Source organism: Paenibacillus pasadenensis DSM 19293 (assembly GCF_000422485.1).
GTDB classification, from domain to species: domain Bacteria; phylum Bacillota; class Bacilli; order Paenibacillales; family Paenibacillaceae; genus Paenibacillus_O; species Paenibacillus_O pasadenensis.
The window spans coordinates 166407-180962 of sequence record NZ_AULW01000001.1 but is presented as its reverse complement, the minus strand read 5'-3'; the positions used below and the strand labels follow the sequence as shown (position 1 = coordinate 180962).

The window sequence follows — 14556 nt, the reverse complement described above, 5'->3', positions numbered from 1 at the left end:
GTTTTGGGCAAGGATGAGGCAGGCGTTCCTGCGGGCGCTCCTGCCGCCGCCGAGAGGCTTCCATGGCCCATCGTCAAAAGACCGCGATCGTCCCCTGCCGGCGGACCATCGCGGTCGATTTCGTTTTATTTAGGAGTCGGATGCTTGGTGCAGCGAAGGAGGGGGCTGCTTGCGCCTGCGGACGCGCGGCGCGAGCGATTCGACTGCAGGGCGATGCGGAAGGACGGTGCGGCAGCCCTCGAACTTGCATTGTTCCATGAAAAAATAAGTTCCGGCAATTTTCACCGTATCGCGATTGAACATCTCGATCGGATGGCCGCTTAGGATCAGGCGGGAATCCTTGTAAACGGACACGGTCCATCCTTCGTCGACGGCCTGCTGGAAATGGGCCGGCTCGCTCAGCAGCCTCAGCACTAGCATGACAGCAACCCCTAAACCAATCTACTATGATACGAATTGTATCATAAAAGGCCTGTAGAATGGAAGAGGCAATAGGACGAAAGAACGATTATACGGAATCAGCCTGCTTTATAAAAAGAAACGATCAATTCGTCCAAACGTCTGCTTAGCTCCAGACTGTATCCAGAAGAGCTTACGGGAGCCTTATTGAGGGCTTCGCGCAACCGTTCGATATCCTTCATGATCTCGGTCTTTTTCGACATGGTCAGTCACATCCTTAGAAAAATTGATGGATGATGTCGACAACTTATGCATAATTTACTATATATTGCCACTCTCTATGACTATTCTTAAAGCGATTGAACTCGGTTTGAAACAGGGGTCACCGGTCTTTTTTGGACAAGGCGGCAAAACAGACGAGTAAAAAGGCTGCGGTCAGGGCTCCCGACAGATCGATGATCACGTCGTACAGCCTGCCGTCCCGATGCTGAAACAGCTGCAGCGCTTCCGTCGCCAACGCGAACAGCAGCGAAAGAGCCAGCGCCGGGAGCTTGCGTCCTAACCACAGCATGAGCAGCAGGTCGAGCACCGCGAAGCCGAGAAAGTGGCCGAGCTTGACGAGCAGCCATTCGCTATGGATGGAGCGGATGTCCGCCCAATGGAAAAACGGCCGGAAGTCGGGAGAAAGATCGAAGGAGAAAACCAGCTCCCGATGAAGGAGGAGCTGACGGAGGCTTTCCGTGCCGGTGAGCATGAGCAGGAGGCCGGCCCAGGCAAGCACGGCGGCTAGGCGCAGAGGATGAGGATTCGGTTTTGTCGGCATGGCGGCGGATCACTCCTTTTCGTTGGCCGTTTGGTTTGCAGTATAGCCGATGGAATCGCCTGCGAAACAGGCCGGAAACTTTTTTTGAAAAAAGTGTTGACGATGTTTGGTCGAGCTGGTATAGTATTAATTGTTCGCGGGACAAACGCGGACGAGATGAAAGAAAGAAATATCCCTTCTAAACATGATCTGTTAGCTCAGCTGGGAGAGCACCATCTTGACAGGGTGGGGGTCAGTGGTTCGAGCCCACTACAGATCATACCAAAAACCCTTGCGGAGCAAGGGTTTTTTTCATTTTGAGGAAGAAAGCGATATCAGTGTTCCTCTTGTATGGATAAGCGTCCGGCGTCCGAGGACAGATCATGCCCTGGTCAACAACGTGGCTATAAATGTGACCTGAGAACGTTTTTATCGAATTAAGGTCTTATCCTTTTGAATTTCATTTTTAATGAAGATATCGTTGATGACGTTAACTTGAACATTGATTTTCTGCTCAAGCTTAGGAAACCATTCTGATTTCCAATTTTTTAGCTGCTCTTCCGATAGCTGTGGACGGTAAATAACGCCGACGCCTAGCACATCTGAGCGAAGAAGCTCTAATTTTTTGACGGTCTTTTCAAAGTTTCGATTTAACTGCTTGCGAACCTCTCTTTCAATCTCCATATTGCTTTTTCCGCTAGGGCCTTCAGCAATGGTAACATCAAGGGTGATATCCGTTCTTAATGAGGGCCCTTTAGCCGACCAGCGGGGATAATGTCTTATTTTTACATTTTTGATGAGAACGCTTGTATTCTCTGCAATCTCAATCGTTCCTCCCGTATATTCGCCTTTAAATAAATTGTACAGAAACGTCTCTTCTCGATTCAGCCTCCCAACCATGCGGTCCTCACGCATGACGGCTGTTCCTTTAAACTTATACATGGTGCGTTCACCATTTTGAAGCAAGGGTATGGCCATGTCTTCGGAATAGGAATTCTGGCTGCGATAAGCTTCCCATATCCGTAAAAGGGATTGGTTTGGAGTCCAGCCTGCTTCTTTGTTGAAAAAATCATAGGTAGATATTTCTGGTGTTGGCGAGATAACATGATACATCGTCTTGTCGAAATCGCCATCGACAATGGCGACCATGCCTTTAATTGAAAGGTCGTTTGCTCTGACGGCATAATCGATAATGTCTCGAATACCTTCGCCGGCAATCTTGTAATCGAACAATAAGAGCCTTAAATGCACCAAATTGATGCTTTTTTCGGAATCGGTACGAATGAGATCAATCGCTTTACTGATAGATTTGGCTTCCTTTTCCAAAAACTGAATTTTTCCTGCTGCATCCGGGATTTCTAAAATAATGTTGTATTTTTCATTCGAACCCTTCCCGATCCCCATAACGACCGGAAGATACTGCTTGTTAATATCTTTCGTATCCCAGCATCCTTCCAACAAGATCATCATTCCAATCATGACGGCAACAATCTTCATCCTTAAGCTTATCATGCGCGGACCTCCTTTCTGCGCCACAATGTCGACAAGTAGACGATAATTGGAAAACCAACGGTGGAATACAAGCATAAGCAAGCGTTGATATAAAGAAATTTATCGAGAGCCATAATGTTAGGAATCCACTGACTGGCGGCATACAGGAACAGGCATACAACGGCCAGGATCCATCGACTTTTCGCCTTAGGCAAATAGAGCTGTTTCAGCATAGACGTGAACATCCAGAGCAGAACAGCAACTTTTATTAATCCCAACCCGCTGGAAGAAACGACATAAAAACTCGGAAGCCAGTCAAAAACGACCCATTCCAAATCGACGGTATCGGAGGCCATGAGCATCGGATATTGAAAATGAATGGCCGTTTCCTGTCCAAAAATGAGCAGAGGGACGTAGACGGAGGTCAGCGCAATCAGGAAGATAACTCCGACTAGCGCAGCAGCAGTGCCAAAACGGATCCTTAAATGGGACGGAGTCATGCCAAGAAACAGAAACCCTGCGAAAATAATGGTCCCCACATAAAAATCCGGCCGCAACAGGAACGAAAACTGGCTGTCCCAAACCGGGAAAATGTAGTGGAAATTAAAGTTGCCTATGCTGATCAGCAAGGAGAAAAGGATGAAAGGCATGAACAAAATAAACCATCCCATACTCGCCCGAATCATTGCGGCTAGTCCCGTCCAGGCTCCGTAGAAACAGATGGCGACAAAAATGGCCGAAGTAGCGTATGCAGGTGTTTCTGGGAGCAGGACAGTTCGGATCTCTGAAGACAGGTAATAAGTAAGCAGGACTACTTCTAGAAATAGAAAAACCAACAGCGGGAGCACGATCAGCCCGGCCCCCCATTTTCCGATAGAATCCGAGCAAAGCTCCATGACCGTTTTTTCTGGAAATTTTGACATAGCCTTCAGGTAGAGCCACAATACCAGCAGCTCCGCCAAAAAAATGATCGCAACCGGCATCCAGTGTCCTTTGGAGGCGGAAGCTATCATTCGCTCCGGAAAGATGGCGAATATGGAAGCTAGATGCAGCAAGAAGAAAAGGATAATCGTCTGGAATTTATTCATCAGCCATCCTTCCCTTCACACTCCAGCTCAAGTAAGGCACCGCACAGGTCGTCAACGATGCAAAGTAAAGAATGACCCAAACCAGGGCAGCCTCTAGACCCCAAATGCCGAAGATGGAACTGACAACCAACACCACATACTTGTATAGTCTTACTCCGACCGCATTCATGTAGCTCGTCAAGGCAAAATTTGAAATGGCAGACGCAACTAAAATAATAATAAGCAAATTACTGACCAGTTTAGCCTGAACGATGGCCTGTCCCAGCAAGATGCCGCCAATCATCGTTATCGTCGGACCAATGTTTTTGGGCAGCCTTATTGTCGCTTCTATAATCATCTCCAGCAACAATAACACCAACAGTGCTTCAATGAGCGATGGATACGGCACGCCCTCCCTGCTCTTGGCTACGGTAATGGCCAGCTGGATGCGGAGCAGCTCCGGATTCACGGAGTTGAGAACAACGTATAAGCCTGGAAGCGTGACGGATAGCAACAAGGATGCGCCGCGAATGGCACGAAGAAACACTTGAAACAGAAGCGGGTATTGGACATCCAGGGTAGTGGACCATAAATCGCTGACGATAGCGGGAAATGCGAAAGCAAAGGAAAATTGGTCCATTAAAATAACCACTTTGCCATTGAGCAGATTTTGCACCGTCTCCTCGGGCAATTCCGAGGAAATATAAGTTGGAATAAGAGTGAGTTTAGGATGTCCCAGAATTCGGGTCAAATCCCGTACGGTGGAAAGCTCTAAATGGGCATTTTCATCCAGCTTTTTCTTCACTGATTCAATTACTTCCGGAAGTGTTGTTCCTTTTAGATAAACCATGGCGATTTTCTTTAAGGCTCGGTTGCCGACGGATCGAGTTTCGATCACTAATTGGTCCGAGATCATTTTTTTTTGAATCAACCCGATATTGGTATCCAGATCTTCCGTAAAGGCATCAAATGCCGACTGCAGGGGATTTTCGCTGTTGGGACTCATGACAGCCCTGGAGAGCTCCGCCCCCTCAGGTTCAATGATGGCGAAAAATCCCTCTTGGCCAAAAAGGATAAGCTTTCCTTTCAGCACATAATCAAACAAGGCATTCAGCGATCCCGAAGCATCCACTTCCATCGAATGGAGCGCATCCCATTTCAAGTCATTATTTTTATCCATGACGATTTGATTTAGAATCGACAGCGTCACCGGCAAGTTTACTAGAGTTCGCAGATAATAGCCTTTAAATTTCTCTCCTGCAATGACAACGTGCTTGCATAGAAAATCCGCTCTTTGATGAAGTCGTTCCTGCAGCTCGCTCTCCAAGCTTTGAGCATAGTCTTGATCCAAATACTGCAACATCAACCACCTCTTTTGAGGTATTATGCAGATTCCCTAAATTCTTTATGCAATAATTGGGGCTGGACACATTGAAATGCATTCCTAGATGTCGCACAGCAAACGAGCATTGATGCGTGCTGATGGATCAGCTACACTGGGTTGGACTGAGGCCAGGAAATTCATGCCGTAGAACGGAGATGAGCCATTGAAGCCGATCAAAGCCGTCATTCAGGTGAATCGAAGCTTGGGGACGAAGGACCCGAACCTGTTCGGGCAGTTTATAGAGCATTTCGATGATCAGATTTATGGAGGCGTTTACAAGCCGGATTCGCCTCTCTCCGATGAGAGCGGCCTGCGCATGGACGTGACGGAGGCTATCGCGGCTTTGAATCCTCCCGTCGTGCGCTGGCCCGGGGGCTGCTTTGTCTCCGCCTACCACTGGGAAGACGGAGTCGGACCGGAGCGCCAGCCGTCCTTCGATAAGGCCTGGCGGGTGGAGGACCCGAATACGTTCGGAACGGACGAGTTCATCGCGTTATGCCGGAGGATCGGCGCGGAGCCCTACATCTGCACGAACGCCGGCACGGGGACTCCGGAGGAAATGAGCAACTGGGTGGAATATTGCAATCTGCGCAGTGAAGGAAAATACGCCAGGAAGCGGATCGCCAACGGTCATGTCGAGCCGTTCAAGGTGAAGTACTGGAGCATCGGGAACGAGAATTATCTGCCCGGGGAAATCGGAGCCAAGACGCCGCTGGAGTGGGGGGTATTCGTACGGGAATCGGCCAAGATGATGAAGCGCGTCGATCCGACCATCGAGGTGCTTGCAGCCAGCGTTCCCGATCTCGAATGGAACCGGCATCTCCTGCAGGAAGCAGGGAGCTATCTCGACTGGATCTCCATCCATGGCTACTGGGACGAGAGATGGCAGAACAACGATTTGTCCTCGTACGAGACTTGCATGGCATACTCGCTGGAGATTGAGAACCGCATCGTCACTACGAAGCACATGCTGGGCGCATTCGGATACCTCGGAAAAATCCGCATCGCGTTCGATGAGTGGAATCTTCGCGGATGGCATCACCCGCATGTCGATTCGGCGACGGAGGATTATTTGACGCCCCGCAAGCTGAACAACCGGAACGACAGCTATACGATGGCGGACGCGGTTTTCAACGCCTGCTTCCTGAATCAGTGCCTGAAGCATTGCGATGCAGTTGGCATGGCCAACTTTGCCCCGACCGTCAATACGCGCGGTGCCATCTATGCCCACGAGAATGGCATCGTGCTGCGCTCGACCTACTTCGTGTTCCAGCTGTACGGCAAGCTGCTCGGCGACCGGGTCGTGGACAGCTGGCTGGACGGCAATGAGGACTTCGGGAGCGTTGACCGCAAGGGCCAGGCGATCCGGGTTCCGGCACTGGATGTCGCTGCGACCGTATCCTCGGAGGACGAATCGCTCCGTCTGGCTGTCGTCAACCGCCATCCGGACAAGGCGGTGCCGCTCGATCTGACAGCGCTCGGCATGCCGGGGGATGCGGCATCGGCCGTACTGCACAGCATCGTAGCGCCCGGCAAGGACGCTTATAACGACGTGCATTGTCCCGATGATATCCGAGTGATGGAGCGGGAGCTCGACCTATCGGAAAGCGGACCGCTGGCGATCGACATCCCGCCCCACTCCGTTCATGTTCTGGTCCTGACTCCCCGCCGGAGTTAAATGGAGCGTTGCGGGATTCCAGGAGCAAGCAGCCCTTATAACGCCTGATCGGCCAAAGAAGCCAGAGCGAGCGTTCTCGCTCTGGCTCTTCTTGCGGCTTCAGGCTCCTTTGCGCTTGGTCAGAAGCATGAATTGCTTAGCAAGAAAGCGGGGGGTATAGGGCATGTCTCTACGGAGCCACGAGACGATCAATCCGATCAGCGCGGACGAGCCGTACCAGATGACGATATCCTTCGGAACAGCCGGTTCTTCGCCCGACTGCTCCGCCTTCCATTGCATGCGGCTGGTAATAAGCTCCGACAGGAGCTGCAGCAGCCTATCGGCGAAAGCCGGCATGAGGCGCGCGGCGAGCACGGCTTTGTAAAAGGAGGAGTGCATGGCGATATGCTCCAGCAGGTCGATCAACGTCTGCTCGAGCTCCTCCGTTTCCTGGGAAGAGGAGGCGAACAGGATCAGCCGGATCTGCTCGGCCATTTCTTCCGCCAGCCGATCCATCAGATCCGGAATGTCCCGGTAATGCAAATAAAACGTCACCCGGTTGATCGAAGCGCGCTGGGTCAGCCGCTGCACCGTAATTTTATCAAGCTCCGTTTCTCCGAGCAGCTCGATAAAGGCATCCTTCAGCAGCTGGCGCGTGCGCAGGATGCGGGGATCGACACGAGGCCCCGTTTCCGCCATTTCCGCCCCTCCTAAACAATTTAGTGGTAAATGTTTAATATCATCCATCAAAACGACAGCGAGCGTTTTCAATCGGATTTTCTTTACAGATCGATGGATTCTGTCGCTTGAACCTCCGTTGAAACGGACTATAATCTCCTTTATGCCGTGTTTAGTATACAACACTGTGTAAAAAAGATTCCAGAGTCGGCGGAGGGTGATGGAGAATGGGCGACAGCCATGCAGGAGAAAGGGATGGAATCAAAAAGGGACCGATTTTGTTCGTCATGATTCTCGGAGCGTTTCTGGCGACGCTGAACCAGACGGTCATGACGGTAGCGATCCCAAAGCTAATCGTGGAGTTCGGCATCGAAGCATCGACGGCGCAATGGCTGACGACGGGCTACATGCTGGTGAACGGAGTGCTTATTCCGATCACGGCGTTTTTCATGCAGCGCTTCTCGACGCGTCAGCTGTTCCAGGCCTCGATGTGGATTTTTCTGGCGGGCACCGTCATCTCGGCGATTTCGACGGATTTCCCGCTGCTGCTGACCGGGCGCATGGTGCAGGCCGCGGGAGCAGGCATCATCATGCCGCTGCTGATGAACGTCATCCTGACGATCTTCCCGGCGGACAACCGCGGAGCCGCGATGGGCATGGTCGGACTCGCGATCATCTTCGCTCCGGCGATCGGTCCGGTGCTGGCGGGCTATATTTTGGAGAGCTACGATTGGGAGGTCATGTTCTACGGCATGATTCCGCTGGCGCTCATCGCCATCGGATGCGGCTTCATTTATTTAAGGAACGTTTCGGAAAAAATCGACGCCCGCCTCGACATCGGGAGCGTCATCCTGTCGACGATCGGCTTCGGAGGCATGCTCTACGGCTTCAGCCGCGCCGCGAGCGCGGGATGGGCAAGCGCCGAGGTTCTCGTCACAATCGGCGGCGGAGCGCTGGCGCTGGGCGCCTTTATCTGGAGGCAGCTCATCTTGAAGGCTCCGCTTCTTGATCTGCGCGCATTCCGTTATCGGCAGTTCGCGCTGACGACGCTCATCCAAGTAGCCGTCACGATGGTCATGTATGCCGACATGATGCTGCTTCCGCTTTATTTGCAAAACGCGCGCGGCTATACGGCGCTGGAGACCGGCCTGCTGATGCTTCCGGGCGCGCTCGTCATGGGCGTGCTCATGCCGGTCGCGGGCAAGCTGTTCGACCGTTTTGGCGTCAAATGGCTGGCCGTCATCGGCCTTGTCGTTACGATCGGGACGACGTTCAGCTTCATCAACCTGACCGATTCGACAAGCTATATGGACCTGCTGCTTCTGTCGACGGGCCGGCGGATCGGCATGGCGCTGCTCACGATGCCGATCCAGACCGCCGGGCTGAACGAGCTGCCCTCGCGCCTGAACCCCCATGGCACGGCCATCTCCAATACCGTCCGCCAGGTCGCGGGAGCGGTCGGCACGTCGCTGCTCGTCACGATCATGACCGATCGCACGAAAGTCCATATCGGCGAGCTTGCGGCAGGCGGAGCGCTCACCAAGGAACAGATGATCGTGGAAGCCTCGATTCAAGGCATCAACGACGCCTACGTCTGGATCATCGGGTTCGCGACGGTCGCGCTGGCGCTGTCGTTCTTCCTCGCGAACAAGCGGCGGGCGCCTGTGACGGAACTCGTCCCGGCGGCTTCTGCGGCCATTGCCGAGCGCGATTGATGCGGCGGACCCTTCATCGCTGGAGAGTTTGCTCTTTCCGTCCAAGGAGGACCAGACGAGCCAACGGTTGACGGGGTTGCGGATCGCCTCCGGGGGGATGCTAGGAGGGCTTCCTTTTGCGGCTGTTCCACTTGGCCGTTTCATCCCATCCCATTAGCGAACCTGGAGGTCTGACCTGTGAAAAAAACGATGACATCCCTAGCTTCCGTAGCCGTGCTGGCTTCCATGCTGAGCGTTCCTGCTCATGCCAACATGAAGGACATGACCCGCAACATCGGCCAGAACCTTAACCCGTCATCCGTCACGACGGATGTAGAGCGCGGCATGAACCGCGGCATGACCGGTCTGGAGCGCGGAGCGAACCGCGGCATGCACCATCTGGAACGCGGCGTGAACCGTCTGGAGAACGATCTGGATCTGAACCGCCATCACCGCATCAACACAAACGGCACGGTGACGAGCCCGACCGGCTACCGCGCCGGAACCTACGACGGCATGGCGGCAGGAACGTACCGCGCGCACAATGTCGGCACGACAGGCCACTACACGGCTGCCGCTACGACCAACACGCGCAGCCATGCCGGCTGGGGCTGGCTTGGCCTGCTCGGCCTGTTCGGTCTGGCCGGGATGCGCTCGCGCAATCCGGAACGCCACTAATCGACGATCGACCGCCGCAGCCTCGCGCTGCGGCTTTTTTGCGTTTTTCCGCCGACCGCTCGTCATATTTGTCCCGCTTCCATCATATAGTAGCTTGCCAAGGAAGAGAGGGGGGACGAGGATGACGGTCGAAGCGCTATCTGAGATGATCGATCCCGAGCTGACCATTGTCGTCGCCGCGTGCTGGGTCATCGGCATGATCTTGAAGGGGACGCCTCAAATTCCGAACTGGACCATCGTCTACATCGTGTCGGGAGCGGCGATCTTGCTTGCGATGGCGCTCCAGGGCTTCACGTTGGAGGTGGCGCTGCAAGGGCTGCTGTGCGGAGCCGTATCCGTTTACGGCCATCAGCTGTTCAAGCAGACGAGGGAAGCGGTTCGCAAAGACGGGGAGGAGAGCTGAAGCGATGGGCAATGCGGCGGTATGGACGGCGGAGCTGGCAATTTGGCTGCTCGGCTTGGCGGCTTTGGTCGGAACGGCGGTCTATCCGCTCAGCCGGCTGATCCGATGGGATTCGTACAAATATGACCGGACGTATGTGTGGGTCGGGTACGGGGAGGAGCTGGACCGTTCCGAAAGAAACGGCAAGCCGGAATAAGGAACGGGGCGATAGGGCGATACTGATCGCAAGATCAGCTCGTAGAAAGGAAGCCGACGCCTCGTGAAAAATAAGTTGGGACAAGCGGCCTTGCTGGCGGCGCTGCTCGGATTGGCCGCCGGCTGCCAAGGAGCTTGGACGCTGCGCGGCGCGGCGGAGCCGACGCAGGGCAGAACGGAATCGGTCCGCTCCGCCCTTTATCCGGAGTCGGTCCGATCGGCCCTCTACGGAGAGCGGCCGTCGTCGGACGGCGGACTCGCTCCGCAGCGGCGCCATGACCGGGACCGGACGTGGAAGCAGGCTTATTGAGACGGAAAAATGGGACGAGGAAATCATTCCTCGTCCCATTTTTTGGAGTAGGCTTTTTTGGTTACGGCCAGCAGCAGCCAGATCATCAGCGCTACCATCAAGCCGGAAAGGAACAGCACGCCTCCCATGCCCATGTCAACGTCACCTCTTCCCGAGTCCGCCCGCCGCTTTGCGGGCGTGCAGTCATGCCTTCATCATACCGCATCTGGGCGGCACGGGCTACTCGCGGATAAAAAAGGGGCGGCGAGGGAAAGCTGAACCTGCAAGCGGATCGTTCCGCTTCCCTACATGAAAAGGAGGGGAATCCCCCATGGAGATCGGAAACGGAGAAGCGCAGAAGCGCGAAAGCATCGTTGCCGTGCAGAAAAACGGCGACGGCGATCTGACCTCGTTCAAAACCGACAGCGGCCGCGTGCTCGCGTACGACCAGGCGATCGCCGAGGCGAACCAGGGCCTGCTCGCCGGCGTGAACGTGTTCAAGGGCAAGGATGGCGGCCACTACCTGCGCGGAGACGCGGACGGAGACCCGACCAACAACCTGGATCAGCTGCCGCTCTTCTGACGAGCCTTCGGACAGCTCGAACCGCGCGTTTTCCGCTGGCTGGCGGAGGCGCGCTTTTTTGCTGTCTCTGCCCGTCCGCGGGCGGGCCATCCGCCGGACCGCTGCATAGGATAGCGGGGAAGCGTCCTGCAGCGGGACGCCCGGAAGGAGAATGGCAGCATGAGCAAAGGCGGCTCCAAGACGAAGACCGCGAAGAAAAAGGCGCCCGCATCCGACCGTCGGCAGGTCCAGATGAAGCTGGTCCTGTCCGACACATGCGCGGTATGCAAGACTCCCTGCTCCCGCGGACAGCAGTATCTGGCCCGGATGCGCCAGCCGGGAGCGCTCGGCAAAGGCGTGCCGTGCGTCCTTACCCGCACCTACGGCTGAGCGCCGGCGGCACGGTATTTCCCGGGCAAGCGCAAAATACCGCATCTTCCGACAAGACGCTCCCCGCGCCGAAGAGGATGCGGAATTCCCGGAGCCGAGCAGATGGTTGCGCCGCCTCCCGCAACTTTGGCTCAAGCCGAGCAAATGGTTGCGCCGCCTCCCGCAACTTTGGATCAAGCCGAGCAAATGGTTGCGCCGCCTCCCGCAACTTTGGCTCAAGCCGAGCAAATGGTTGCGCCGCCTCCCGCAACTTTGGCTCAAGCGATGAGTATAACTGTTCAACTGGTTCCGGAAGAGGGGATATTCATGAAAGGGAAGAAGGTTCTGGTGCTGACGCTGGCCATGGCGCTTTGGGGCGGGACGATGATTTTCGCGAACTCGGCCTCGCAAGCGATCCGGGTGGCGCTCAACGGCAGCGAGCTGTCCGAGGGCGGCATCATGAGCGAAGGCAAGAGCTACCTCCCGCTTAGACAGCTGGCGAGCCAGATGCAGGCGCTCGTCCTTTGGGACGAAAACGGCAAGAAGGCATCGATCATCAAGCCCAACGTACATATGTTTCTGTTCAAGCCGGACAAGTCCACCTTCGGCGGCGTCGAAGTCGGCAAGAAGGTCACGTTCAGCGTTTTCGCGCAGATCGACACGCTGACGACGGACATCCATTCGTTTCGGATCACCATCACCGACCCGTCCGGCAAGGAGTCTTTGATCCAGCAGGATACGATGAAGGCGAGCAAGGACAACTTCTGGTTTCTGACGGATGATTTCAAATACAGCTTCGACAGCGCGGGCAAGTATTCGGTCCGTTTTTCGATCCGGCTGGCGGCCGCAGACGATTGGAGCGTCGTGTCCGAGAAGAATCTGCTTGCCAAGTAATCCCGATTTGACCCGTGAGGCGGCTCATGGTACGATACCAGAGTTAATTCGAGAGCACTGATGAAAGCAGGGATAGATATGAGCGAGCACAAGCATGACGACAACTGCGGCTGCGGCCATGACCATGACCACGAAGAGCCGGTATTCGTCGTTTCCGACGAAGAGGGCGTCGAGCGCGAGATGGTGATGGTGTACCAGTTCGAATCCGACAACCAGGCGTATGCCGTTCTTCTGGACCGCAACAATCCCGAAGAGGACGGGCTGATCCTGCGCGTCGAGGAAGAGGACGACGAAGCTTTCCTCGTCGGCATCGAGGATGATGCCGAGTGGGAGCGCGTCACGGCGATCTACGAGGAATTCGCGCGTCAAGAGAACGAAAAGCAGGGCTGAGCCCAGCTTTCCAAGCCTGTCAAGCCCGGCCGTTGCGGCCGGGCTTTTTGACGTTTCGCCCGGCGTTCGCAAAAAAAGCCGCCCCTTGGCCGGGGCGGCTCGAACAGCTTTAGAAAATGGCGGATTCCTCGACGATGACCTTGACGAACTGGATGCTGCGATCCTCGGGGCCTTTGACCGGCAGGCCGACCTCGACATGATCGACGATGTAGTCGATGTTGGACTGCGAGATGACCTCGCCCGGCAGCAGGATCGGGATGCCCGGAGGGTAGACGTAGATGAATTCCGCGATGATGCGGCCGGCCGATTCCTTGAACGGCAGCACCTCGGTCTCGCCGTAGAAAGCCTCGCGCGGCGTCAGCGACAGCTGCGGGATCTCGGGGATCTTGACGACGAGCTCCTGCACCTCGTCCACCTGCGGATAGCGCTCCACCATCGCGCGCAGCGCGCCGAGCAGCTGGCCGACCGTGTCCTCGGAGTCGCCCGGCGTGATCAGGCAGAGGATGTTGTACATATCCGACAGCTCGACCTCGAGATTGAAGTTGTCGCGCAGCCAGTTCTCCGCCTCGTAGCCGGTGATGCCGAGATGGCGGACATGGATCGTCAGCTTGGTCGGATCGTAGTCGAACGTCGCCTCGCCGCCGAGAATCTCCTTGCCGAAGCAGTACAGACCGGGAATCGCGTTGATCGCCTCGCGGGCAAACTCGGCGAGGCCGATCGCCTTCTCCGCCATCGCCTGGCCGTTCACGGCCAGATTGCGGCGCGACGTATCGAGCGAGGCGAGCAGGATGTACGAGGTCGACGTCGTCGTCAGCATGCTGATGATCGTCTGCACGCGCTGAGGATTGACGCGTCCCGCCCTCAGGTTGAGCACCGAGCTCTGCGTCATCGAGCCGCCGAGCTTGTGCACGCTCGTCGCCGCCATGTCGGCTCCGGCCTGCATGGCGCTCATCGGCAGCCGGTCGCTGAAATGGATCAGCACGCCGTGCGCCTCGTCGACCAGCACCGGGATGTCGTAGCTGTGGACGAGATCGACGATTTCCTTGAGGTCGGCGCAGATGCCGAAGTAGGTCGGGTTGATGACGAGCACGGCCTTGGCGTCGGGATGGCGCTCGAGCGCGCGCCGCACGGAGCGCGTCGTGATGCCGTGGTCGATGCCGAGGTTGCCGTCGCGCGCCGGAGAGATGAAGACGGGACGGGCTCCGGCGAAGATGATCGCCGACATGACGGACTTATGGACGTTGCGCGGCACGATGATCTTGTCTCCCGGCGCGCATACCGAGAGGATCATCGTCATGATGGCGCCGCTTGTGCCTTGGACGGAAAAAAAGGTATAATCGGCTCCGAACGCATCGGCAGCCAATTTCTGGCTTTCCTCGATGACGCCGGTCGGCTGATGCAGGTCGTCCAGCGGAGCTATATTGATCAAATCGATCGACAAGGCGTTGTCGCCGATGAAGGAGCGAAATTCAGAGTCGGTTCCAGCGCCTTTTTTGTGCCCGGGAATATGGAATTGCAGCGGGTTGTTCTCCGCATGGCGGCGGAGCGCGCTGAAGAGAGGGGTGCGGTTATGGTCCACCGTATTCATCCACAGCCTTTCAGAT

At 55.6% G+C, this 14556-nt stretch carries 18 protein-coding genes and 1 tRNA gene; 11 read left to right on the top strand and 8 right to left on the bottom strand.

The features are described 5' to 3' along the window. Positions 1-129: 129 nt before the first annotated feature. From H582_RS0100795 to H582_RS25400, 3 genes are all read right to left on the bottom strand, one after another. Positions 130-420 (bottom strand): hypothetical protein, encoded by a 291-nt coding sequence (locus H582_RS0100795; protein ID WP_028596955.1) that lies wholly within the window; start codon positions 418-420, stop codon positions 130-132. Between the two features lie 98 nt (positions 421-518). After that, complete coding sequence (locus H582_RS30620) at positions 519-662, bottom strand: aspartyl-phosphate phosphatase Spo0E family protein (RefSeq protein ID WP_084136441.1); 144 nt, start codon at positions 660-662, stop codon at positions 519-521. Between the two features lie 119 nt (positions 663-781). Beyond that, positions 782-1222 carry a VanZ family protein gene (locus H582_RS25400; RefSeq protein WP_052332846.1) on the bottom strand — a complete coding sequence of 147 codons (441 nt, stop codon included), beginning with the start codon at positions 1220-1222 and terminating at the stop codon, positions 782-784. 186 nt (positions 1223-1408) lie between these two features. On the opposite strand from H582_RS25400, the gene H582_RS0100780 reads away from it, so the two are divergent. Continuing rightward, positions 1409-1481, top strand: a tRNA-Val gene (locus tag H582_RS0100780). Positions 1482-1630: 149 nt separating this feature from the next. On the opposite strand, the gene H582_RS0100775 is transcribed toward H582_RS0100780, so the two are convergent. From H582_RS0100775 to H582_RS25395, 3 genes are read right to left on the bottom strand one after another with little or no spacing between them, the layout of a single operon-like run. Then, positions 1631-2713, bottom strand: coding sequence for a Ger(x)C family spore germination protein (locus H582_RS0100775; RefSeq protein ID WP_028596954.1), 1083 nt, complete (start codon positions 2711-2713; stop codon positions 1631-1633). Continuing rightward, on the bottom strand, positions 2710-3780 hold the full coding sequence (locus tag H582_RS0100770) for a GerAB/ArcD/ProY family transporter (protein ID WP_028596953.1): 1071 nt from the start codon (positions 3778-3780) through the stop codon (positions 2710-2712). Before H582_RS0100770 ends, H582_RS0100775 begins: the two co-directional genes overlap by 4 nt. Beyond that, the gene (locus H582_RS25395) at positions 3773-5122 is read right to left on the bottom strand and encodes a spore germination protein (protein ID WP_052332845.1); all 1350 of its coding nucleotides are present in this window, start codon (positions 5120-5122) and stop codon (positions 3773-3775) included. Before H582_RS25395 ends, H582_RS0100770 begins: the two co-directional genes overlap by 8 nt. A gap of 184 nt (positions 5123-5306) precedes the next feature. Here H582_RS25395 and H582_RS0100760 point away from each other — a divergent pair, with 184 nt between their 5' ends. Then, complete coding sequence (locus H582_RS0100760) at positions 5307-6821, top strand: alpha-L-arabinofuranosidase C-terminal domain-containing protein (RefSeq protein ID WP_205621409.1); 1515 nt, start codon at positions 5307-5309, stop codon at positions 6819-6821. A gap of 99 nt (positions 6822-6920) precedes the next feature. On the opposite strand, the gene H582_RS0100755 is transcribed toward H582_RS0100760, so the two are convergent. Beyond that, positions 6921-7499, bottom strand: a complete 579-nt coding sequence (locus H582_RS0100755) for a TetR-like C-terminal domain-containing protein (RefSeq protein ID WP_028596951.1) — start codon at positions 7497-7499, stop codon at positions 6921-6923. A gap of 206 nt (positions 7500-7705) precedes the next feature. On the opposite strand from H582_RS0100755, the gene H582_RS0100750 reads away from it, so the two are divergent. The 9 genes from H582_RS0100750 (at position 7706) to H582_RS0100705 (ending at position 12952) form a co-directional block, all read left to right on the top strand. Further along, positions 7706-9193 carry a DHA2 family efflux MFS transporter permease subunit gene (locus H582_RS0100750; protein WP_028596950.1) on the top strand — a complete coding sequence of 496 codons (1488 nt, stop codon included), beginning with the start codon at positions 7706-7708 and terminating at the stop codon, positions 9191-9193. A 177-nt stretch (positions 9194-9370) separates the two neighbouring features. Beyond that, positions 9371-9850, top strand: coding sequence for a WGxxGxxG family protein (locus tag H582_RS25390; protein WP_043110731.1), 480 nt, complete (start codon positions 9371-9373; stop codon positions 9848-9850). A gap of 121 nt (positions 9851-9971) precedes the next feature. Beyond that, the gene (locus tag H582_RS0100740; RefSeq protein WP_028596949.1) at positions 9972-10253 is read left to right on the top strand and encodes a phage holin family protein; all 282 of its coding nucleotides are present in this window, start codon (positions 9972-9974) and stop codon (positions 10251-10253) included. A gap of 4 nt (positions 10254-10257) precedes the next feature. After that, positions 10258-10449: a hypothetical protein gene (locus H582_RS25385; protein WP_043110730.1), complete on the top strand. Its 192-nt coding sequence runs from the start codon at positions 10258-10260 to the stop codon at positions 10447-10449. Positions 10450-10512: 63 nt separating this feature from the next. Further along, on the top strand, positions 10513-10758 hold the full coding sequence (locus H582_RS0100730) for a hypothetical protein (protein ID WP_127464477.1): 246 nt from the start codon (positions 10513-10515) through the stop codon (positions 10756-10758). Positions 10759-11068: 310 nt separating this feature from the next. Continuing rightward, on the top strand, positions 11069-11320 hold the full coding sequence (locus tag H582_RS0100720) for a DUF3892 domain-containing protein (protein ID WP_028596947.1): 252 nt from the start codon (positions 11069-11071) through the stop codon (positions 11318-11320). Positions 11321-11479: 159 nt separating this feature from the next. Further along, the gene (locus tag H582_RS0100715; RefSeq protein ID WP_028596946.1) at positions 11480-11689 is read left to right on the top strand and encodes a hypothetical protein; all 210 of its coding nucleotides are present in this window, start codon (positions 11480-11482) and stop codon (positions 11687-11689) included. Positions 11690-11995: 306 nt separating this feature from the next. Beyond that, a complete protein-coding gene (locus H582_RS0100710) occupies positions 11996-12562 on the top strand; it encodes a copper amine oxidase (RefSeq protein ID WP_028596945.1) in 567 nt (188 codons plus the stop codon). Positions 12563-12640: 78 nt separating this feature from the next. Then, entirely contained in the window at positions 12641-12952 is a 312-nt protein-coding gene (locus H582_RS0100705; RefSeq protein ID WP_028596944.1) for a DUF1292 domain-containing protein, read from the top strand. A 109-nt stretch (positions 12953-13061) separates the two neighbouring features. On the opposite strand, the gene H582_RS0100700 is transcribed toward H582_RS0100705, so the two are convergent. Then, positions 13062-14531: an aminotransferase class I/II-fold pyridoxal phosphate-dependent enzyme gene (locus tag H582_RS0100700; RefSeq protein ID WP_028596943.1), complete on the bottom strand. Its 1470-nt coding sequence runs from the start codon at positions 14529-14531 to the stop codon at positions 13062-13064. Between the last annotated feature and the right edge of the window lie 25 nt (positions 14532-14556).